This is a genomic window from Archangium violaceum Cb vi76 (assembly GCF_000733295.1).
Lineage (GTDB): Bacteria > Myxococcota > Myxococcia > Myxococcales > Myxococcaceae > Archangium > Archangium violaceum.
This window is the reverse complement of sequence record NZ_JPMI01000394.1, coordinates 27,127-47,739: the sequence shown is the minus strand read 5'-3', so window position 1 is coordinate 47,739 and position 20,613 is coordinate 27,127. Positions and strand designations below refer to the sequence as shown.

The following is a 20,613-nucleotide window of genomic DNA, read 5'->3' as shown; positions in this document are numbered from 1 at the left end:
ATGAGACGACAGCCGCCTCTCCAGATGAACGGCCGCATCGCCGCGCTCGCCTTGGCGCTCCTGGCCCTCCCCCTCGTCCTGTCCTCCTGCTTCGAGCCCACCAGCGTCCAGTGCCCCTCCGGCCTGTTCTGCCCCACCGGACAGAAGTGCGCCGCCCGGCAGGACGTGTGCATCAAGACGGACTGTGGTGACGGTGTCGTCCAGCAGGGCGAGGCCTGTGACGACGGCAACATCGTCGACGGCGACGGCTGTAACCGCACCTGTACGTCCATTGAAATCTGCGGCAACCAGGTCGTCGACGTGTCCAAGGAGGAGGTCTGCGACGACGGCAACACCCGGGACCGGGACGGCTGCAGCGCCAACTGCAAGTCCAGCGAGCTGTGCGGCAACGGCATCGTGGACCGGGCCGTGGGCGAGGTCTGCGACGACTTCAACAACCGCTCGGGTGACGGCTGCAGCGCGGACTGTCTGTCCCAGGAGAGCTGCGGCAACGGCTACACGGACACCGCCAAGAACGAGAAGTGCGACGACGGCAACAACGAGAGCGGTGACGGCTGCAGCTCCGACTGCAAGTCCCAGGAGAGCTGCGGCAACGGCTACAAGGACACCGCCAAGGGCGAGGTCTGCGACGACGGCAACAACGTCAACGCCGACGGCTGCAGCTCCGACTGCAAGTCCAACGAGACGTGTGGCAACGGCATCAAGGACGTCTCCGTCGGCGAGTTCTGCGACGACGGCAACATCGTGAGTGGTGACGGCTGCAGCTCCGACTGTCTGTCCGGCGAGGGCTGCGGCAACGGCGTGCGCGATCCGGAGGAGCAGTGCGACGACGCGGGCGAGTCCGTCAACTGCAACGCCAACTGCACCCTGCGCCTGTGCGGCGACGGCATCCTCAACCGCACCGCCGGTGAGCAGTGCGACACCCGGGGCGAGTCCGCCGAGTGCAACACCAACTGCACGACGCGCCGGTGCGGCGATGGCATCATCAACTCCACCGCTGGCGAGCAGTGCGACAACGGCACCCCCGCCAACTCCGTCACCTGCGACAACGACTGCACCATCCCCTACTGCGGTGACCGCCACGTCAACGGCGCCCTGGGGGAGATCTGCGACACCGGCGGCGACACCCTGACGTGCAACGCCAACTGCAAGCCGGCCGCCTGCGGCGACAAGTACCTCAACACGGCCGCGGGCGAGCAGTGCGACGACGGCCCCAACTCGCCCTACTGCGACAACGACTGCACGCCGCCCCTGTGTGGCGACAACACCCTCAACACCGCCGCGGGTGAGAAGTGCGACGACGGCAACACCTCCAACGACGACGACTGCCTCGGCACCTGCCAGCCCAACATCTGCGGCGATGGCCGCATCAACGTCAACGGCCCCGTCCGCACCGAGGCCTGCGACGACGGCAACACCAGCACCGAAATCGAGTGCTCGTACAACACCCGCACCTGCACCTACTGCAACGCCACCTGCTCCTCCGTCCTCAACCTGACGGGCCGCTACTGCGGTGACGGCTCGACGAACGACGCCAGCGAGAAGTGCGACGACGGCAACAACACCACCGAGACCGAGTGCGCCTACGGCACCAGGACCTGCTCGGCCTGTGACGCGGCCTGCTCGACGCCCCTCAACCTGGCGGGCCGCTACTGCGGTGATGGCGCGAAGAACGACCCGAGCGAGGCCTGTGACGACGGCAACACCATCACCGATTCCGAGTGCAGGTACGGCGAGAAGAACTGCACGCTGTGCAACGCGGACTGCTCGGCCCCCATCGAGCGCACGGGCCGCTACTGCGGTGACGGTGCCCGCAACGACGCGAGCGAGGTGTGCGATGACGGCAACAACGTCAACGAGGGCACCTGCCCCTATGGCCAGGCGAACTGCACCACCTGCAACGCCAACTGCACCGCCCCCCTCAACCTCACCGGCGCCTTCTGTGGTGACGGCCTCAAGAACCACCCCAGCGAGGTCTGCGACGACGGGGACAAGATCGACAACGCCGAGTGCCCCTATGGCCTGGCGAGCTGCAACATGTGCAACGCGGACTGCTCGGCCTTCCTTCCCCTCACGGGCCGCTACTGCGGCGATGGCGCGAAGAACGACCCCAGCGAGGCCTGTGACGACGGCAACACCCTCAACGAGACCGAGTGCCCCTATGGCGAGGCGAGCTGCAATACCTGCAACTCGACCTGCTCCGCCGTGCGCCCCCTCACGGGCCGCTACTGCGGTGACGGTCTGAAGAACGACGTGAGCGAGGTCTGCGACGACGGCAACACCACCACGGAGACCGAGTGCCCCTACGGCACCACGAGCTGCATCCGGTGCAACGCGACCTGTGCGGCGGAGCTGCCGCTCGCGGGCCCGTACTGCGGAGACGGGCGCGTCACCAACTCCGAGGTCTGCGACGACGGCAACGCCGATGCCTGCGGCACCTGCAGCCTCACGTGCAACCGTACCCAGTTCACCAAGGCCACCGGCACCATCACCGCCGCCGCGGGCTCGAAGCTCAGGGACAAGGACAAGTTCACCATCACCGACGGCATCAACGGCACCACGGTGACCTTCGAGTTCGACGAGTTCGCAGGCGGGGTCTCCGCGGGCAACGTGCAGGTGGCCTACACCGATTCGGCGACGGCGGACCAGATCGCCAACTTCATCGCCACGGCCATCAACACGAAGGTGACCGTTCCCTTCGAAATCACGGCGGTGGCCAGCGGCAGCACGGTGACCGTCACGCACAAGAAGGAGGGCTCGTTCGGCAACCGGGCCATGACCGAGTCCGTCAACAGCACCCTGGACTTCAAGGTCAACGGCATGGCCGGTGGCAGCGGCTACGACTGCCCCTCCGGCACGCGGTGCAAGAGCAACACGGACTGCGACCCCAGCCTGGAGTGCCTGCCCGAAGGAGTCTGCGGAACGCCGTAGGCGCGGCATTCCGGCAGTGAAGCCGCCGGCGCGGCCTGGCGCTCGTCACGCGAGCGCGCCAGGACGTGGCCGGCGGTCTCCTTTCCGCCCCCCGCCTTGGTCCGAGAGCCCGTGGATGTCCCCTCTCCTGGGAGAGGGCCATGCCAGCGGAACACGGTTCTTTCAGGGGTGGGTCTGTCCGCACCGTCTACGCAAGTCACTGCCTCGAGTGCAGCCCGCCTCCCGGGCGCGCTCTTCACGAACTTGTCCAACTGTTGGACAACTTTGGCGAGACCGGGCCCGGAGGGGTCCCTCCCGCCCTCGAGCCGAGCAGAGACCCCTGCACGGACCTTCTTCCGATGGCTTGGGGTGAGGGTCTTCCCGCTACGAGCTTCGTGGGCACCCGGGCGCACCCCGCAAGACAACGGGCGGCCCCCCTCGTGGGGAGCCGCCCGCTCAACAGTCCATCCTGCTCACCGCGGCTACGGCCGGGTGTAGTTGATGGCCAGGCTGTAGGTACCCGAGGTGTAGCCGCGCACCATGATGTACGCGCTGGTCTGGCCCGCGGGCACCGTCAGGTCGCACGTCTCGGAGGCGCCCGAGAGGTACGGACGGCAGTTGTAGCTGGAGGTGGTCGGCTGGGCGCCGAAGCGGACGTAGAGGTCCGGGTCACCCGTGCCCGTCATCACCGCCTTGAACTGCGTCCCCGGCACCACGCTGAAGCCGCCGTGGAAGACGTTCTGACCCGAGGTCACCGAGCCGCTGGCCGTCTCGCTCACCGGGCCGCCACCGCCGGAGCCCGCGGTGTACGAGCCCTTGAGGCTCATGCCCGAGGCGGACGAGTAGCCGTAGATCTTCACGTAGTACGTGCCGGCGCTCGGAGCGGCGAAGGTGCAGGCCTCCGTGTTGCCACCCGCGTAGGGGCGGCAGTCGTACGAGGAGCTGGTCGGCTCGGAGCCGAACTTCACGTACATGTCGCCGTCACCCGTGCCACCGCTCAGGTTGAACGCGAGGTTGGTGGCGCCCGCGGGCACCGCCAGCGTGTAGGTGCAGCTCCACGCGCTGCCGGACACGGAGATACCCGTGACGCTCACGCCGTTGGCGAGCACGACGGGCGTGGTGCAGGTCGGCGGCGGGGTGGTGCCACCGCCCACGCCCACGGCCGTCCAGGCGGCCGTCACGGACGCGACCTCCGCCGTGGAGTAGCCGAGCGCCGTCGCGGCCTGCTCGGTGTACGTCTTCGCCTGGGCGAAGGTGGTGGAGGCCGTCATGTAGTCCACGTTGGCCTTGTAGAAGATGGCGCCGGCCTTCTGGATGCCGATGCCCGTCACCACCGTGGTCGTCTTGCCGCGCGGGTGCGTGCCACCCTCGCTCAGCAGGTAGAAGGCCAGGTTGGCGATGCCCGAGTTCCAGTGCACGCCGCCGTTGTCGGAGCTGCCCGTGTAGCGCTCGGGGTAGTAGTCGTAGGACGAGCCGTCCTGCGTGGGGTTGGCCATGTAGCGGAGCGCGTCACCCGGGGTGGCCGGCGTCCACACGTCATCGCCCACCATCCACACCGCCGCGTCCGTCACCCAGCTCTTCGTCCACGCCTCGCAGTAGGCGCCGAAGATGTCGCTCATGCCCTCGTTGAGCGCGCCGGACTCGTTGGCGTAGGTGAGGTTGGACTCGGAGCTCGTCACCGCGTGCGTCAGCTCGTGCACCGTCACGTCCAGCGACTTGCCCAGCGGCGCGGACTGCGTGCCGTTGCTGTCGCCGTACACCATCTGGCTGCCGTTCCAGAAGGCGTTGGTGTAGCTGGTGCTGTAGTGCACCGTGCTGCGCAGCTGCGCGCCCGCGTTGTTGTACGAGTCGCGGCCGAAGTTCTGGTAGTAGCACTGGTAGGTGGTGCCCAGGTGGCCGTAGTTGTCGTCCACGTGGGTGTCACCGGTGGCCGCGCCACCCTCGGAGCGGCGGAGGGTACCGGGCAGCGAGGTGCCGTTGTTGGCCGAGTACACCGCGCGGTTCTGCGCCGCGTGGATGTCCGAGTTGACGGCCTCCACCGAACCGGTCAGCGCGTTCACGTAGACGCGGTCACGGATGGGCAGGTCGCGGCCCTCGCCCGTCACCACCACCTCGTGCACCAGCTTCAGGCGGCTGTCCTTCTCGGAGCGGATGTACACCAGGCGGGCCTCGCCCTCGGTGGCGAGACGGCGGCCCACGGTGTTGTCCAGGGCGGCGGCGCGGGCGGCCTCACCGGAGATGCGCGCCTGCGTGGGGGCGAGCTCGCCACCGCGCGCGGAGCCGTTGGCCGCGTAGATGCGGCCGTCCTGGTCCACGTGCACCACGAGCTCACCGCCCACCACCGGCAGCCCGTTCTGCGTCTGGGCATAGCGGATGTGGCTGTGGCCCTGCTCATCCACGGAGATGCGCCGCACCACGAGATCCGCGGCCTGGAGGCGGAAGATGGGGGCGATGCGGTGGAGCGCGTCACCCACGCGGGCGCTCGCGTCGCGGGCGGCGAGGCCACGCAGCGACTCGCCCGCGGAACCGAAGTCACCGCGCACGAAGTACGGCACCACACCGTCTTCGTGCTTGCCGAGCACCTGCGCGCCGGGGATGGCGCTCAGCGCCGCCTTCACGTCAGCGGAGGAGAGAGAACCAACGCTGTCGGTGCTCTTCTCCGTCAGCGTCTCGTTCGAGTCCTCCACCGCGCACGCAGCCAGGGGCAGCGAGAGGAGTGCAGCCAGAATCCGATTACGAACCAAAGGGGGACCTCCTGCTGGCCGATGGCGGAGATGCCATCGCAGCCGGGCTCTCCCTCAGCAGGAGTCATACCGAACCCCGAACTCCCGCCCTTCCCCTCTCAGGCGCACTTTCCGGGAAGACGCACTGGAGCATGAATGTCCCATGCTCCCGCGCCCTCCGTGTAACCCCTCTTGACAAAGGTGGGTGCAAGTACGCGTAATAATTGATGATGCAACGATTTGACGGACTGTCCTGGATTTGGACACCGGGAGAGCGATGAGGTCCCTATCGACCCCGGCCCGCCGGGAGGGGTGGAACCCTCATCGCCCGCGCAACCTCCGGCCGGCGCGTCCATTCCCGAGCGGCGCCCCGGCGGGTGGGTAACGGCCTGGTAGCAACCGGGGAGGCAAGAGCCAAGGTGGCTGATTCATTTGACTTTCGATGTGATGAGGAAGAATGGGAAGCGTCGCCTCACCCCTCCAGCCATCACAGGTCTCCATGACGTCCTTCGTTCTCCTGGCCCAGATGGGCCACAACGAGCAGCTGGGCTGGCTCAGCCGCAAGCTGCTCGGCGTGACGCTCACCAGCGCCGAGTGGGTGCTGTGGGTGCTGGTCATCCTCTCGGTGCTCTCCATCGCGCTGATGCTGGAGCGGGCCGTGTATTTCGCCACGCACCGGCTGCCCAACTCCGAGGAGCTGGCCGTGCGGCTGGCCCGCGGTGAGTTGGAGGCCGTGCGCACCGCGGTGGCCAACCACAAGGGCATGGAGGCCGCCGTGCTGCGCGAGGCCCTCGCCTCGGTGGAGCAGGGCGCGGACGCGGTGGAGGAGGTCATCGCCTACACGGTGGCGCGCGAGCGCCCCCAGTACGAGCGCTACCTGTCCTTCCTGGGCACGCTGGGCAACAACGCGCCCTTCATCGGTCTGTTCGGCACGGTGCTCGGCATCATCAAGGCCTTCAACGACCTGGGTCAGATGAACGCCAAGGGCGCGGCCATGCAGCAGACGGTGATGGCGGGCATCTCCGAGGCGCTGGTGGCCACGGCGGTGGGTCTGGCGGTGGCCATCCCCGCGGTGGTGGCCTTCAACGTCTTCAACCGTCAGCTCAAGACGCTCACCTCGCGCACCAACGCGCTGGGCCACGCGCTGGTGGGCAGCCTGCGCGCCGAGCGGGGCCAGGGCGCCCCTCGCGCCGTGGCGTCCGGGGAGGCGCGCTAGGTCATGGCCGGCGGCGCTCAGGACAACGACGAGGAGATTACTGGCATCAACGTCACGCCGCTGGTGGACGTGGTGCTGGTGCTGCTCATCATCTTCATGGTGACGGCCAACTTCATCGTCCGCGAGACGATGGAGGTGGACCTGCCCCGGGCCGCCAACGGCGGGGAATCGGTGCAGGGGCTCGTCAACGTGGTGCTGGACAAACAGGGCAAGCTCTTCTTCGACGGCGCGGAGGTGAGCGAGGGCGAGCTGCGGCGCAAGGTGGCCGAGGCCCTGGCGAAGGACAAGGAGACGCGCGCCTTCATCAGCGCGGACCTGAGCCTGCCCTACGCCCGGGTGATATGGCTCCTGGACGTGGTGAAGGGCGAGGGCATCGCGAAGTTCGCCCTCAACATCGAGAAGGACGTGGCGCCCGCGGCTGCACCCGCGGCGCCATGAGGGGTGTCCCAGGGCCATGAGCCAGGCCGCGATCAACCCACCCATGCCCGTCCGCCGCGACTCGTCGTGGGCGGTGCTGCTCTTCCTGCTCGTGTCCCTCGGGGTGCACGGCGCGGGATTCTTCCTGTTGTCGCGCGTGCGGGAGCGCACGCCGCCTCCGGCCCAGCGCCCGTTGGAGATGGTGATGGTCGAGGTGGCGAAGCCGCCCCCACCGCCACCTCCGCCCCAGGAGGAGCCCAAGCCGCCTCCACCCAAGCCGAAGGTGGCGCCCAAGCCCCCGCCGGTGAAGGTGGCCCAGGCCGAGAAGCCGCCCCCGCCGCCTCCTCCCGACGCGGCGCCTCCGCCTCCCAACGACGCGCCTCCGCCCGAGCAGCCCTCCAAGCCGGTGCCCCTGGTGGTGGGCATCTCCATGTCCTCCACCACCAGCGCGGGTGGCTTCGCCGCTCCGGTGGGCAACACCCTGTACGGCAAGACAGGGGACAAGGCCGTGGACCCCAAGGAGGTGAAGGCCTACTCGGCGCCCAAGTACGTGCCGGTGTACCAGGTGGACACCGAGCCCAGCGTGGCCTCCGAAGTGAAGATTCCCTACCCCGACGAGGCCCGGCGCGCCGGCATCGAGGGCACGGTGACGCTGTCCATCACCATCGACAACGAGGGCCGCGTGGTGAAGGCCACCATCGTCAAGGGACTCGGCTACGGGCTGGACGAGGCCGCGCGCACCGCCCTGATGCGCTTCCGCTTCAAGCCCGCCATCAAGAACGGGGAGCCCGTCTCCACGGAGATGAAGTACTCGTACACCTTCGTGCTGGATTGATCAGAAGTCCGCCCGGACCTGGGCCAGGGTGTACTCCTTGTGATTGGGGAGCACCGGGCCCTTGCGCTCCACCAGCCACGCGGGGGCGCCCCGCGGCAGGTAGAAGTCCTCCTCGAAGGGGGACAGCCCCAGGTGGCGCAGGTAGTCCTTGAGCATGTCGAAGGTGAAGCGGTCCCTCACCCGGCGCGCCTGGTACTGCTCCAGCTTCTCGAAGGGGAAGGGCTCGCCGGATTGATCGAACACCCAGCGCCCCCCGTCATTGGACACGCCCAGGGCGCGCACGTAGTTGAGCCAGGCCGTCCGGTGGGGGCCATACACATCGAGCATCACCGCTCCATAGCGGCCCTTGTCCTTGCGGAGGGTGTTGGGAACGGCGACCACCCGCAAGCCTCGGCAGCCCAACACCTCGGCCATGTAGGACACGGGGCTGAAGACATCGGTTCCCCGCCATCCGTTGTCGACATACGCCGTCCAGGGGCTGCGCGTCGGAATGAAGAGGTACCTCCGCCTCTCCGCATCGGTCAAAGGCAGCAGGGAGGAGAGAGCCTGCTCCAGAAAGCCGCCCGACACAGAGCGCACCTCGACGGAGATGCCACGGGACACAAACAACCCTGCCTGCCACGCCGCGAAGGCACGGGCAGCGTGCTCCGCACCGGCCTCGAGGAATCCCATCTCCGAAGTGACAGGCGCCCAGCGGTCATCCAGCAGCAGTCCCTTCATGTTCTCCGTCATCGAGTGGGCCTCGCCCGTCAGGGCACGATCAGCAGGATGACATCCGCGTTGAGGTCGTTGGATGTGATGCGAGACTGATGGCCAGGGCCTCGGCCAGACGCGGGCGTGTCGTACTCCACATGGTAGCGTCGCCCCTTATAATCGAACTGCAGATCCGGCCGATTGGTTCCCACGCGCTGGCTGTTGTGCACCGCGACCTGCTGCTGGTTCACCCGGATGTTCTCGGCGCCGATGCTCCGCAGGTACTGGATGTCCGCTTGGAGCTGCGCGTTCTGACCCGGGCTGGAGCCGATGGGTCGGTCTGGCCGCCGCACATTGGGAACCTTCGGGTTGACCGAGACATCCTGGGGGGAGCGCGGGCCAGCGGCCACGGGTGGCGTCGGGTTGGCGCCGGTGAGGGCCTGGACCAGCCCCGGAGATGGCGCAGGTGCACCCGGCGCGGAGGCGGGCGCGGGTGGTGCGGCCGGCGCGGCGGCCCGCGTCACCGGCTGTCGCGGCGCCGGAGCTTCGCCCCCAGGCCCCTCCTTCCGGACAGACGGACGGACTGCCGGCTCCGAGCCCATCCGCACCACGCGCGAGAAGACTCCCCGCAGGATGCGGTTCCCCGTCATGTCCAACAACAGGGCCTTCAGTTCCCGCTGGCCCGTTTCCACCAGTTCCTGCCGCACCGCGAGCATCGTCCGGGCGATGCGAGGGGTGGTGGCCGGAGAGAAGACGGTGGGCACGATGAGCGCCCCACCCGCTCCGCGATACCAGGCATATCTCGCGCGTCCTGACCCGGAGGCCCTGGCCGCCATGTCCGCCAGGGCCTCGTTCCGGTCCGGGTAGATGGAGTCACTCAGCGGCTCCGCGCTCGTGAGCTCGAGGTCGACCAGCGACTCCGGGACGAGCACGGGCAATGGCAAGCCATCGCAGTAGAGAAGGTACCCTCCCGTCGTGAGGCCAAAGCCCACGGCGGTCACCCGGAGCTCGACGAAATCCCGGTGCGCGCGTGGATCTCCTGAACGGGAGGCCCGGGGCAATTGCACGCCGCGCTGGCGCAGTTCCCCGGCATGCCGCGGCGTGACCACCTCGAAGTCGACTTCGACGGCTTCCTGCCCGGCACTCGCGAGCACGGGGAAATCCCGGGCCACGAGCAGGCCATCACGTCCGGCACATCCCAGGAGCCACAGAAGGAGCGCGAGCCCGCTCAGCACGAGGAGGCTCCGCCTGCTGGAATGACAAGAGGCCGCAAGGGACATGTGCCCCGCCCGTTCGAGGTCCATGCGCCAGGAGGATACGACATGAGCCGTCCACCCCTGGACGCCCGGGCCCGCCCCTCTCCCTTGGCACTCCGCGCTCCGGTGTAGAGTCCGCCCTCCCTCTACCGCCGAGGATGCCGGATGACGCTCACCGCCGAGGACCGCTTCAACATCGAGGTCATCAAGCTGTTGCTCCAGGTCGCCTGGGTGGACCGGGAGATCTCCAAGACCGAGCGCATGGTCGTCCTGGGCCTGGGCCGCAGCTGGAGCGTGCCCGAGGCCGAGCTGCACGCGCTGATGGACCGGCTGGACATTGGCGGCACCATGCCCGAGCCGGACCTGGAAGTGCTGCGCACCCGCCCGGACGAGGTGCTGGAGGCCGCCCGGGCCCTGTGCGTCTCCGATGGCAAGCTCGCCGAGGGGGAGAAGGCCATGCTCGAGCGCATCACCTCCCGGCTGGGTGTGACGCCGTAGGCCCCTCCTCGCGCGGGCTCAGGCCACCGCGGGCTTCTCTGCGGGCGCCAGGTGCACGTCGATGGTCTGCGAGCCCTTCACGCCCAGGAACGTCTCCACGTTGCCCTTGCCACCGGGCTCGAAGGTGATGGTCTGCATGTTCGAGCCCAGCTTCGCCTCGATGGTCAGCTTGCTGCCGCTGGTGGTGTACGTGGCCTCGGAGGCGCGGTTGCCGTTGAGGGTGACCTCGGCCTTGCCGCCCTCGTTCAGCTTCAGCGTGAGCGAGAGGTCTCCCTTGTAGAAGACCGTGTCGATCTTCCCCTTGAAGGCCGCCTGGGCGGAGCCGAGGTCGATGAACTCGCCGTTGCCCACGTTCACGAAGGCGAAGACCACCTTCGCGAAGATGTTCAGCTTCCCGCCCGCCGCGGTGCCACGTCCGATGAAGTTGCGAAAATCGACCATGTTCTCCCAGTCCGATGCCGATGAGTGAGGCGGGGCACATGCCCCGGCGCCACACATCGTACCAGCGCCCGGCGTCTGCACCCGCCGCTGTTTCGCATGACGCGGGCGGACAGACGTGGACTGGCCGGCAAGGGAGCGGCCCCGCTCAGGGGCTGACGTGGGTGACCGAGCCGTCCACGCTGGCATTGCGCGGCCGGGCGAAGCGGGCGAGCGACATGACGGGCGAGTAGGTGCTCGTGAAGTTGACCAGCATCAGCGTCATCAGGGACGCCCGCTCCCCGAGCGGACGCTCCAGGAGGGGCTCCGGGAAATCCACCCGGAGGTCCCCCTCCAGCGACCCACCGCAGCTGCGCCGGCCCACGAAGCCATCCTCGGCGCGCCGCAGCACGTAGCCACAGCCTCCCACGTTGCCGTAGAGCCACTCCTTGTCCAGGGTGAGGTCCACCGGCATGCCGCCGAAGCTGCCCCAGACACGGGTGTCATCCCCTTCGGCGAGCTCCAGGAAGGTGCCGCGTGCGTCCACCGAGCCGGTGACCTCCTGCCAGGTCCAGGAGAGGGACACGGGCCTGTCCCGGAAACGGCCGCGTATGGACTGGTCGTCGATGACGAGCGAGGACGCGGGGCCGGTGACGTACGAGCCTTGCACCAGCATGGGCTCCCCCGCCGGTTGGCCCAGGGGATACGCCGGCCCTCCGGTACGGAAGTGGGAGTGGGAACCCGCACACCCGGCACCCAGGAGCATGAAACCCGACAGCAGCAGCAGACGCGACATGGCAGCCCTCCGAATCGCTTGGCCGTGACACTCCAGGGAACGCGCGGTTCGCGAAGGCATATCGGCGCCGGAGAGCGGAAATCCGCCGTCCGTTCTCCATGACGCGCCGCGTTTCGTGGAACCCGCTGTGGGGCAACCCCATCGAGAACTGGAGCTGCCCCGGGCCAACCCCCGCACCGCTACGCTGCGGAGGTACTGGTCATCGAGCCAGGCAGCGAGGCTCGGATCTCGAGGCGACAAGCGTGAAACTCCCGGCCAGGTCGGGAGAGATCGAATCCAAGCGGAACATGCTCATTCCACTGGCCCCTGAATCGGTGTTCCACATGGCCCGGTGCACGCGGTGTCGGGGGCTCAGGGGGCGCAGGAGCCCGCGGTCGTCGTGCAGGTCCCCGCGCACATCGCCTGTGCACAGGTGTAGGCGTCGGAATTCGAGAAGGCGAAGATATGCAGCGAGTTGGGCGCGTTCTGGCCGCCGCTGTTGCACATCAGGTACTCGTCCAATACCTGGGGGAGGGGGAGGATCACCCAGCCGTTGGCGGTGATCTCGGGCTCGATGCATTTCACTGCCTGATCGTATGTTGGGGCATTGATCACCATCAGCTCGCCGCAACCAGCCTTGTCGGCGATGGGGACTGCCCACGAAGGATCCAACGGGCTGAAGGTGCAGCTCTTGTTCTGGGCGACACAGGTTTTGGTCGGCACGTCACAGGTGCCGGTGGCGGGGTCACAGTGATTGTCGGTGCAGCACGGCTGGCCGACCTGGCCACACTGAGCGTTGCATTCCTTGAAGCCGTCAGCATTTGGCTCGCAGGTGCCTCCGTTCGGGCAGGTGGCGCTGCCGCAGCATGCCTGGCCGGGGCCGCCGCACGGAAGGCAGGCGCCGCTCACACAGGCCAGACCGTCGTTGCAGAAGTCCCCGAGGAATCCTTCCTCGCAGGGCCCTCCCACATCTCCCGGTGCCTTGGTGTAATCCGCGCACGCCCCTGCGTTGGGGAATACGATGGTGGGGTCGCATTTCTTCTCACAACTGATGTCGCCGCAGGCTTGCAGCATCACGAAGACGAGCGCACAGAGCAGGTTTTGTTTCATCATGGTGTTGAATCCTTTCAGGAATGCCGTTGCGGGCGGCGGCGCTAGAAGCGGCCCTGGCAGGCCGGGTCCTCGGGGGAGAGGAGGGTGACAGTCCGGCTGTCCTTGACGCCGTTGGAGGAGGCGGAGAGGGTGATCCGGCCGGAGGCGCCCGGCTGGATGTAGGCATCGAAGACCAGGCGGCCGGAGCCGGAGGACAGGCCGATGCGCTTGGGCACTGAAATCTTGCTGGGGTTGCTGCTGGAAAAATCGATGACGGTGCTTCCAGCGGTGACGGCCGTGTTGAGCCAGGCGCCCACCGTGAGCGGCGTCTTCTCGTCCGCCTTGGAGCACAGAGGAGTGGGGCCTTCGATGTACATCCCCGCGAGCGTGGGCTGCTCCAGCCCGCCCACCCCCTTCATTTCCAGCAGCCGCACAGGCTGCGTCCATGCGATGTTGCCCTCCGAGTGGCCCGCGAGGGTGATGTCCGAGCCGGGTGCCAGCTCGAAGGTGGTGTTGCGACGACACGGGGGGCGCTCGCAGTTGGCCGCGGCCTTGCCAGAGCCCAGCCAGATCTTGGTGACGATCTTGCCGGAGACACTGTCGATGTAGTTGCGGTTGCCGACGAAGAGGGGGGGCTGGAACGTCTGGTTGACGCTCCAGGTGATGGTCGAGGAGCCCGGCTCTTGGGTGCCCGTCAGGGTGATACGCTGGGAAGTACCGGCCAGCCCCAGGTCCGCCGCCGAAACGGAGATGGTCAAGCTTCCGGCTTCTTTCGGCAGCTGATGGGCCGCGGTGACATGGGTTTTCCCGTCAAACTCGACCACGAGCGCGTTGACATAGACATCCTTGCCGGCGCGGAAGTCCGAGAGCCCGCTGGCGAATGCACTCTGCGAGAGGCCGAGTGCCAGCAGGGCGCTACCAAGGCACAGGGGGATCCTTCGTGTCATGGGTGTTTCTCCGAATGTCGTGGGTGGGTGACGCTGTCTGCGAATGAAAGGGAGTGCGGTCCCGCGCCCCAGCGAGGGCCTCCGATGGCCTCGAAGGAGCGCGGCCTTCGCGAGGAGGTGAATGCACCCGGGATGCCAACTGTTGGACACGGGGGCGGCACACACGTGCCTGGCGCCCCAACCCCTTGAGTGCTGGGCACTTCCGCCGCGTTCCGCGGGCACGGAGGGTGGCCAGTCCACCCGGTGTGCCACGCGCCGCCAGAGCCCTGGCACAGGAGACCAGGCACGGGTGGCACGGGACGACCTGTGCCAGCGGGAAGCGAGGCGCATCAGAAAACACGGCCCATGACGAGCCCGGCCGCCACAAGGGCACGCCCTGAGTGGAAGCGGCGGGAATCGAACCCGCCGCCTGGTACTCCCAGAGCGGGCCTGGCGGAGTCTCGTGGGAGTTTGGCGCTAGCGTGTGCCCTGGCGAGGTGTGGCTGGGGAGGGATCGGCGCTCAAACGAGCGCTGGCCTTGAGCACGGCACACGGCCCCGGTAGCATCGACGCTCGCCCCGGGGGGGAGTCCATGTCCACAGACAAGCGGCACGGTTACCTGTCGCGGAATGTACGAGGACGGAGTTACCGCGTTTGCGCGGATGAAACCCTAGAGACGATTGCCGACAAACACGGTGTCACGGTGGCGACACTAAAGGAACTCAACAGCCTCCAGAATTCGACTCGGGTCTGGATTGGACAGGTGCTCCATCTCCCGCTCGGCACCGACGAATCCTCATCGACACAGTCCAAGACCGCCACCGGGATGCTTCAGGTGGGTCAAACCCAGGAAAGCTGGATTGGCAGGATCCTGCCCTGGAGCGTAGCGCTGCGTCGCGAACCACGCCGGAATCCCAGGGCACCCTACCAAGGCATCCTGACCGACCTTGGCCGAAACACCCGGGTGGTGGTCGTCGGGAATCAAGGAGGATGGCTGCGCGTCAAGACGACGGTCCGTGGAAAGAAGTACGAGGGCTACGTGTCACAGGAGCTGGTCGAATACGTCTCGGCGAGCGCCCCCCAGGCCCCGAAGACTCCAGCGGCCAACTCGGCTCCGGCCCCTGTCGTCCCGCCGGCCGTCTGGAGCATCCGGACGAGCAACGACTTCATCACCTTCGTCGAGGAGGTCGAGCGCGAGTACCCCAAAGCCCTTCCGGCGGAGATCGCGACGGAGATCCGCCAGTTGTGGTTCTCCGACCAGAACTGGGAACTGCTGGTGGCGGGCAGAGGGGTATATGACGCAGCGGGCAAGGCGGTGGACATTGAGACCAAGCCCAACCCGATCGCGCAGAAGTTCGACATGAAGGACCTGGCACCGCGTGCTGGCGGAAAGCAGATCAACACCAGTATGGGCCAAGTAGACATCGGCCACGTCATGGCCGGCATCGACGGACGGTTGAATGGCTTTCCAGCGGCCTACCCCCTGGTCTTCCTCAGGGAGAGGGGTCACGACGGCGTCCAAGCCTACCGCAAGTACGAGACGCTCAAAACAGCGAGTGGAGGGGACGTCCGCGACTTCACAACTTGGGCTGGAGACCTGGGCCAGGCCTATGCCGACTACCTGCTGAGCAGGTACGTCCAGGGAGCTTCGACCGCGACCTTGCCTGCGGCCTTGATGGCCAAGGCCTCGGACGCACAGCTCCTCGGTGACATCCACGGCTACATCGCCGTCGAACTCCACAACAGCGTACCGCCAGCGCGCAGGCCGGCGGGCGGTGACAAGGTGTCGAACATCCTCCGGAGCATGTACCTCGCGGACAAATCAGTGAGGGACAAGACGTTTCAGGAGTATATGGAGCAGGTCTCAGGCAGGAAGGGCAGCGTCGACCTACGCAACTTCATCCGAGACCGCATCCTTGCCTTCGCCCGGCCCTGGTTCGCCAAGCAGGCCTACGCGCACCGAGGCTATTGGTCGAGTAGTGGATGGTTCCCCGACGGCATCTGGAAAAGCCTCACCGATGAATTCGACACGCTCCACAAGAAGAACGAGTCGTCGGCGGTCCCAACGGACAAGCTCGACAGCCTCGTGGACAAATTCATGACAATGCTCTCGGGGCGGCTGAAGTGAGCCACCCTCCCAGGTATGGCACGGCGGGGATTGTGGCGGTACTGCTCCTTGCCGGTGGGATGCTCCTCTTCGCGGGCTGGACCGCGCGTGCCCGCCTGAACCCAGACACCGTGGAGTTGTCGGGAGTCACCTTTCAGGTCTTGCGGCGCGTCGAGCCAGAAGCTGTCGTGTTCGACTTGGCTCGCCCGGATGGCAGTGTGGTTGTCTCAATCATTGGCAGCACTGACACTCTTTGCGACCCGCCCTTCTTGATGGCCATGGATGTGGATCAAAATGGCTCTGGGGATGTGTATTACCGGCACTGCAGTGGTCATGGATACGTGACGTACCAGAGCGGCGCTCCGGTAGATGTAGACCTGGGACAGTACGAAATAAGTGACGCGCCCGCCGCCGCTTCCTTCTGGGCGAATGAGATTCAGGCGGGAGGCCTGCGCCTGCTCACGTCTGGCGCTGTCGTCATGCTTGTAGGGCTCGCCATGCTAGCGGCCTGGATTTCATCCGCTCGCCCCATTCACCACACGCGATAGTAGAGTGTGGTGGTGTCCCACCAGAGTCCGGCAGAGTGTCGGCACCGTATGTCCGCGCGCTTTGACACCTAGTGGAAGCGGCGGGAATCGAACCCGCCGCTTGTTGCCGTGCCCGAACCCGCACTACTCCGCGGGGACGAGGAAGTCCTTGATGACGGCCATGTGCTGCATGTTGGTGGCGCCACTGTCCGCGGACAGCGCGGGGGAGATGTCCGACAGCGGCGAGTACACGCGCGTATCCACCACGAGGCCCGCGCTGAAGGAGCTGGAGCCGATGACGGTGGACGTCTGGTAGGCGCGCAGGTCCGAGTCCACGAGCAGGTGATCGTACGGCTTGGCGCGGGAGGCGTTGGTGTTGGTGTTGCCGTTCTTGTCCGCCGGATACGGGCTGCTGGTGGTCACCACCTGGGAGAAGGTGCTGAAGCTGCTCTCGGAGCGGGTGTCGGTGTTGAGGTCACCGCCGATGGCCAGGTAGTCGCCCGCGGGGACGAGCGACTTGATGCGGGACACCAGGTTGGAGGCCTCGTTGTTGCGCGTGGTGGCATCCGAGGTGAGCAGGTGCACGCTCACCACCCAGAGATCCTTGGGGCCGGGGATGTTGATGCGCGCCCAGGCGAAGTCGCGGTTGGTGACGTACGGGTCATCCCACTCGCCCGAGGCGACGATGGGGTAGCGGCTGATGATGCCATTGGGGATCTGCGCGCCGGCCTCGCGGTAGTAATAGAAGCTGGAGCCGAAGGCGGTGTTGACGAAGTTCCGGATGGCGGTGGCCGAGTTGTCGCCGTAGTTGAACTCCTGGATCATCACCACGTCCGGCTTCGTGCCCTGGAAGATGCGGGTGCCGTGGCCCGGGTCGTAGCTCTGGTAGTTGCCGCTGGAGATGTTGGCGGCCATCAGCCGCACCCGGGCGGTGGCGAGCTGGGAGCCGGTGGAGCCCACCTCCGTGGCTGGCAGGGGCTCGGTGCTGTCCGTGCCAACACCGCACGCGGAGAGCGAAAGGGTGAACAGCGACAGCATCAGCCTGGACCCGAAACGGGTCTTCTTCGAGGGGGCGAAGCTCTGGGGCATGGGTTCCGTCCTGTGCGCGGAATGGGAGCGCGAGAGGAACCCTAGGCTGCCCTACGGGCAAGCGACAGCCTGGTGCCACATGGTTGGGGCCGCACCTTTCTCCGGCGGCCCCTGCCGTTCATACCGCGCCGCGGCACACCTCAGTTGGACTCGGGAGCCGCGGGCTCCGGAGCGAAGCGATCACAACTGACGCGCACCGCATCGAGGCGCCCGTAGAGGCCATGGGTCTCGTCCTCGGGGCCCGCGGTGAAGAAGAGCGTATCGGTGGGCTGGTTCGCCACGCCGCTGCCGAAGGCCAGACCCCACAGGCCATCGATCTTGATCGTCTTGCCATCGGGCCGCTCCAACCGGCCCTCGCAGTGTCCGGTCTGCGGGTCATAGACGTTGATGATGCCGTCGCCGAAGTTGGCCACCAGGAGCTTGCTGCCGAACTTGCCGAAGCTGGCCGGAGCCAGGGCCAGACCCCAGGGCGCGTTCAGCTTGCCGCGCGAGATGAGGCGCCGGACGAAGCGGCCATTGGCATCGAAGATGCTGACGTAGCCCAGTCCATTGCCGGTGAGCTCCTCATCCCGGGTCCGGTCCTGTTTGGCGTAGGTGACGTAGAGGTTGCCGTTGATGTTCTGGATACCGAAGGGCGCGAAGCCCGAGGGAATGAAGGGGTCCGTGAAGGAACCCGGCAGCGTGGCGGGCGCGAAGGTGCTGTCGAAGACGTCGATCTTCCCGTTGTGGAAGTCCGTGGCGTACAGGAAGAACCCCGTGCCATTGGGCGCGAGGGCGAGGCCCTTGTAGTTGGCGCCGGTGCTGGAGTTGTCCACGACGGTGAAGGAGTTGGTGAGATTGATGGCCGGAGCCCAGGCGGTGATGGAGCCCTGCTCGGTGGCGAAGATGAAGAAGCTGGTAGCCGAGACCTCGCCCTGGGTGACGACGAACTGGCCGGTGCCATTGAAGACGATGCCGGTGGGCCTGCCCGGTCCGGTGTCTCCCGGAGGAGGCGGGACGGTCACCACGAGCGCGTTGGGCACCCCGTCGCCGTTATAGAGCGTGGAGAGGCCGGTCCCGTTGTCGTTGACCCAGACGAGACCGAACGGGTTGAAGGCGATGCCCCACGCGTTGACCAGGTTGGGATCCACGTTCTCCGCGAACCCCGCCCTGTCGGCGACGAGGTTGCGTTGCACATAGGCATTGGGTTGCTTGCACGAATCGTGGGCGAAACCGGCCGCGGGTGCCAGGGAAGCGGCGAGCGCGAGTGCCAGCACAGGGCTCCGCCAGGAGCCCGAAAGGAATGAAGCATTCATGTGTGTCCCCCCTCCACGATGCCGCCAGGACAGCGGCATCGCCGGACGGGAACCTGGGAGCCGAGGCGAGGAGCGACAACCCACCCCGGCGGCCGTGAAAGCCGAGCACTACTGTCCCCCAACCCAGGCCCTCCCGCCCACCAGGCACTCGAACAGGCGGACGGAAGCCCGTGCTTGTTGCCCTGTCTCCGAGTGCACATCTCCGAGGCGTTGACGGCTGCGTGGAAGCGGCGGGTCCTGGATCCGCCCGCGGTCCGTACAAGGGAGCGACGAACGATGCGACGAGCGATCGTGGGCGCTGGACTGATGTTGGGACTGGCCGGCTGCGCGGGAGTGCAGCAGGTGCCACCCACCGAGCAGTTGGTGGACTCAGCGGTCTCCATCCGCCAGGCGGAGGCGGCGGGAGCCGAGACGGTGCCGGATGCGGCGCAGCACCTGCAGTGGGCACGGGAGCAGGCGAGCGAGGCGCGCCGGCTGCTCGAGCGCAACGAGCGGGACAAGGCGGCGCTGTACCTGAAGCGCGCCGAGGCGGACGCGGAGCTGGCCCTGGCCCTGGCGCGTGAGGCACCAGCGCGGGCCGAGGCCGATCGGTTGCTCCAGCAGGTCCAGGAACTCCAGGGCACGGTGCAGTGACAGCCACACGTAAGGAGAAGGTCATGCGGGGATGGAAACTTCTGACGTGGGGCGTGCTGGGAGCCGCCGTGTTCGCGGGGTGCGCGGCGAGCACGCCCCGAGAGCTGCTGGATGCGCGCTATGCCTATCAACGGGCCTCCACGGGGCCGGCGGCGCAGTACAGCCCGGATGCCCTCGTCGAGGCGCGCGAGGCGCTCAACGAGGCCAACCGCTCCTTCGACCGGGAGCGGGACTCGGAGAACACGCGCACGCTGGCGTACGTGGCGCTGCGCAAGGCGCAGATCGCCGAGTCTCGAGCCCGGGCCGTGGTGGCCGAGCAGGAGCGGGTGGCGGCGGAGCAGCAGCTCGCCACGGCACAGAGCTCGGATGCCGTGAGGACGCGGCAGGAGCTGGAAAAGGCCCGCGCGGAGCTCGCCGAGGCCCAGCGCCTGCGCACGGAGGCGGAGCAGCGGCAGGCCCAGCTCCAGCAACAGCAACAGCAGGAGGCCCAGGCGAAGGCCGAGCAACAACGGCTGGAGCAGGCCCGGCGTGAGGAGCAGGAGCGCCAGGCGCGGCTCGACGAGGCCCAGGCGAAGATGGATCAGCTCAACGCCCAGCTCGAGCAGGAGCGCCAGGCGCGCCTCCAGGCCGAGCAGCGCGCCGCCCAGGCCGAGGCCGAGGCCCGCGCCCAGGCGCAGGTGGCCAGCGAGCTGCGCAACATCCGGCAGGTGCAGGTGAAGGAGGAGGCCCGCGGGCTGGTGCTCACGCTCTCCGGCAGCGTGCTCTTCCGCTCGGGGAGCTCGGATCTCCTGCCCGTGGCCAAGCGCCGGCTGGACGAGGTGGCCGAGGCGCTGAAGAAGACGCAGAGCCCGCTCCTCATCGAGGGCCACACCGACAGCCAGGGCCCCACGGACCTCAACGAGGAGCTGTCCTACGAGCGCGCGGGAGCGGTGCGGGACTACCTCGTGGAGCGTGGTGTGGACAGCGAGCGCGTCCGCACCGAGGGACGCGGCGAGGAGCAACCCGTCGCCTCCAACAAGAACGCCGAGGGCCGCGCGAACAACCGCCGGGTGGAGATCGTCATCGAGCGCGGTATCGGCGGAGGCGGTGAGCAGCAGCAGCAACAGCAGCAGCAACAGCCCACTCCGGAGCGCTGAGCCGGGAAGAAGCACACGCCGGACATGACAAGGCCCCGTTGCCTCCTGGAGGCAGCGGGGCCTGGTGC

17 protein-coding genes and 1 pseudogene are annotated in these 20,613 nt (G+C 67.4%); 9 read left to right on the top strand and 9 right to left on the bottom strand.

What is annotated here, in order from left to right; translation table 11 throughout:
• Positions 1 to 2,931, top strand: coding sequence for a DUF4215 domain-containing protein (locus tag Q664_RS53810; protein ID WP_084610977.1), 2,931 nt, complete (start codon positions 1 to 3; stop codon positions 2,929 to 2,931).
• Positions 2,932 to 3,392: 461 nt separating this feature from the next.
• Here Q664_RS53810 and Q664_RS48830 read toward each other — a convergent pair whose 3' ends face one another.
• The gene (locus tag Q664_RS48830) at positions 3,393 to 5,654 is read right to left on the bottom strand and encodes a M4 family metallopeptidase (RefSeq protein WP_043413567.1); all 2,262 of its coding nucleotides are present in this window, start codon (positions 5,652 to 5,654) and stop codon (positions 3,393 to 3,395) included.
• A gap of 478 nt (positions 5,655 to 6,132) precedes the next feature.
• Here Q664_RS48830 and Q664_RS48825 point away from each other — a divergent pair, with 478 nt between their 5' ends.
• From Q664_RS48825 to Q664_RS48815, 3 genes are read left to right on the top strand one after another with little or no spacing between them, the layout of a single operon-like run.
• Positions 6,133 to 6,849 (top strand): MotA/TolQ/ExbB proton channel family protein, encoded by a 717-nt coding sequence (locus Q664_RS48825; protein ID WP_043413564.1) that lies wholly within the window; start codon positions 6,133 to 6,135, stop codon positions 6,847 to 6,849.
• 3 nt (positions 6,850 to 6,852) lie between these two features.
• A complete protein-coding gene (locus Q664_RS48820; RefSeq protein ID WP_043413562.1) occupies positions 6,853 to 7,287 on the top strand; it encodes an ExbD/TolR family protein in 435 nt (144 codons plus the stop codon).
• A gap of 16 nt (positions 7,288 to 7,303) precedes the next feature.
• Positions 7,304 to 8,101 carry an energy transducer TonB gene (locus Q664_RS48815; protein ID WP_043413560.1) on the top strand — a complete coding sequence of 266 codons (798 nt, stop codon included), beginning with the start codon at positions 7,304 to 7,306 and terminating at the stop codon, positions 8,099 to 8,101.
• On the opposite strand, the gene Q664_RS48810 is transcribed toward Q664_RS48815, so the two are convergent.
• Both Q664_RS48810 and Q664_RS48805 read right to left on the bottom strand, forming a co-directional pair.
• Positions 8,102 to 8,833, bottom strand: coding sequence for a hypothetical protein (locus Q664_RS48810; RefSeq protein ID WP_043413557.1), 732 nt, complete (start codon positions 8,831 to 8,833; stop codon positions 8,102 to 8,104).
• Positions 8,834 to 8,850: 17 nt separating this feature from the next.
• Complete coding sequence (locus Q664_RS48805; RefSeq protein ID WP_043413555.1) at positions 8,851 to 10,029, bottom strand: hypothetical protein; 1,179 nt, start codon at positions 10,027 to 10,029, stop codon at positions 8,851 to 8,853.
• Between the two features lie 186 nt (positions 10,030 to 10,215).
• Here Q664_RS48805 and Q664_RS48800 point away from each other — a divergent pair, with 186 nt between their 5' ends.
• Positions 10,216 to 10,548 carry a tellurite resistance TerB family protein gene (locus Q664_RS48800; RefSeq protein ID WP_043413552.1) on the top strand — a complete coding sequence of 111 codons (333 nt, stop codon included), beginning with the start codon at positions 10,216 to 10,218 and terminating at the stop codon, positions 10,546 to 10,548.
• A gap of 18 nt (positions 10,549 to 10,566) precedes the next feature.
• Here Q664_RS48800 and Q664_RS48795 read toward each other — a convergent pair whose 3' ends face one another.
• From Q664_RS48795 to Q664_RS48780, 4 genes are all read right to left on the bottom strand, one after another.
• Complete coding sequence (locus Q664_RS48795) at positions 10,567 to 10,989, bottom strand: hypothetical protein (protein WP_043413549.1); 423 nt, start codon at positions 10,987 to 10,989, stop codon at positions 10,567 to 10,569.
• 145 nt (positions 10,990 to 11,134) lie between these two features.
• Positions 11,135 to 11,761, bottom strand: coding sequence for a hypothetical protein (locus Q664_RS48790; RefSeq protein WP_043413547.1), 627 nt, complete (start codon positions 11,759 to 11,761; stop codon positions 11,135 to 11,137).
• 351 nt (positions 11,762 to 12,112) lie between these two features.
• Complete coding sequence (locus Q664_RS48785; RefSeq protein ID WP_043413543.1) at positions 12,113 to 12,853, bottom strand: hypothetical protein; 741 nt, start codon at positions 12,851 to 12,853, stop codon at positions 12,113 to 12,115.
• Positions 12,854 to 12,894: 41 nt separating this feature from the next.
• Positions 12,895 to 13,779, bottom strand: a complete 885-nt coding sequence (locus Q664_RS48780; RefSeq protein WP_043413541.1) for a hypothetical protein — start codon at positions 13,777 to 13,779, stop codon at positions 12,895 to 12,897.
• Between the two features lie 571 nt (positions 13,780 to 14,350).
• Between Q664_RS48780 and Q664_RS48775 the strand changes: the two genes are divergently transcribed.
• The gene (locus Q664_RS48775) at positions 14,351 to 15,886 is read left to right on the top strand and encodes a LysM peptidoglycan-binding domain-containing protein (protein WP_075207726.1); all 1,536 of its coding nucleotides are present in this window, start codon (positions 14,351 to 14,353) and stop codon (positions 15,884 to 15,886) included.
• Positions 15,887 to 15,945: 59 nt separating this feature from the next.
• Entirely contained in the window at positions 15,946 to 16,413 is a 468-nt protein-coding gene (locus tag Q664_RS59790) for a hypothetical protein (protein ID WP_160174668.1), read from the top strand.
• Between the two features lie 126 nt (positions 16,414 to 16,539).
• Here the strand turns inward: Q664_RS59790 and Q664_RS48765 are convergent.
• Both Q664_RS48765 and Q664_RS48760 read right to left on the bottom strand, forming a co-directional pair.
• Positions 16,540 to 17,481, bottom strand: a pseudogene (locus Q664_RS48765) (endonuclease/exonuclease/phosphatase family protein); the annotation flags it as partial.
• 140 nt (positions 17,482 to 17,621) lie between these two features.
• Positions 17,622 to 18,776, bottom strand: coding sequence for a TIGR03118 family protein (locus Q664_RS48760; protein WP_052519654.1), 1,155 nt, complete (start codon positions 18,774 to 18,776; stop codon positions 17,622 to 17,624).
• A 276-nt stretch (positions 18,777 to 19,052) separates the two neighbouring features.
• On the opposite strand from Q664_RS48760, the gene Q664_RS48755 reads away from it, so the two are divergent.
• On the top strand, positions 19,053 to 19,409 hold the full coding sequence (locus Q664_RS48755; protein WP_043413528.1) for a DUF4398 domain-containing protein: 357 nt from the start codon (positions 19,053 to 19,055) through the stop codon (positions 19,407 to 19,409).
• A 23-nt stretch (positions 19,410 to 19,432) separates the two neighbouring features.
• On the top strand, positions 19,433 to 20,545 hold the full coding sequence (locus Q664_RS48750) for an OmpA family protein (RefSeq protein ID WP_043413527.1): 1,113 nt from the start codon (positions 19,433 to 19,435) through the stop codon (positions 20,543 to 20,545).
• The last annotated feature ends 68 nt before the right edge of the window (positions 20,546 to 20,613 follow it).

Bases quoted from the DNA above. Each gene is read 5' to 3' on its own strand.
- Q664_RS48760 (WP_052519654.1), bottom strand. From the start codon at position 18,776: ATGAATGCTTCATTCCTTTCGGGCTCCTGGCGGAGCCCTGTGCTGGCA.
- Q664_RS48755 (WP_043413528.1), top strand. From the start codon at position 19,053: ATGCGACGAGCGATCGTGGGCGCTGGACTGATGTTGGGACTGGCCGGC.
- Q664_RS59790 (WP_160174668.1), top strand. From the start codon at position 15,946: ATGCTCCTCTTCGCGGGCTGGACCGCGCGTGCCCGCCTGAACCCAGAC.
- Q664_RS48825 (WP_043413564.1), top strand. From the start codon at position 6,133: ATGACGTCCTTCGTTCTCCTGGCCCAGATGGGCCACAACGAGCAGCTG.
- Q664_RS48775 (WP_075207726.1), top strand. From the start codon at position 14,351: ATGTCCACAGACAAGCGGCACGGTTACCTGTCGCGGAATGTACGAGGA.
- Q664_RS48750 (WP_043413527.1), top strand. From the start codon at position 19,433: ATGCGGGGATGGAAACTTCTGACGTGGGGCGTGCTGGGAGCCGCCGTG.
- Q664_RS48820 (WP_043413562.1), top strand. From the start codon at position 6,853: ATGGCCGGCGGCGCTCAGGACAACGACGAGGAGATTACTGGCATCAAC.
- Q664_RS48815 (WP_043413560.1), top strand. From the start codon at position 7,304: ATGAGCCAGGCCGCGATCAACCCACCCATGCCCGTCCGCCGCGACTCG.
- Q664_RS48790 (WP_043413547.1), bottom strand. From the start codon at position 11,761: ATGTCGCGTCTGCTGCTGCTGTCGGGTTTCATGCTCCTGGGTGCCGGG.
- Q664_RS48810 (WP_043413557.1), bottom strand. From the start codon at position 8,833: ATGACGGAGAACATGAAGGGACTGCTGCTGGATGACCGCTGGGCGCCT.
- Q664_RS48780 (WP_043413541.1), bottom strand. From the start codon at position 13,779: ATGACACGAAGGATCCCCCTGTGCCTTGGTAGCGCCCTGCTGGCACTC.
- Q664_RS53810 (WP_084610977.1), top strand. From the start codon at position 1: ATGAGACGACAGCCGCCTCTCCAGATGAACGGCCGCATCGCCGCGCTC.
- Q664_RS48800 (WP_043413552.1), top strand. From the start codon at position 10,216: ATGACGCTCACCGCCGAGGACCGCTTCAACATCGAGGTCATCAAGCTG.
- Q664_RS48785 (WP_043413543.1), bottom strand. From the start codon at position 12,853: ATGATGAAACAAAACCTGCTCTGTGCGCTCGTCTTCGTGATGCTGCAA.
- Q664_RS48795 (WP_043413549.1), bottom strand. From the start codon at position 10,989: ATGGTCGATTTTCGCAACTTCATCGGACGTGGCACCGCGGCGGGCGGG.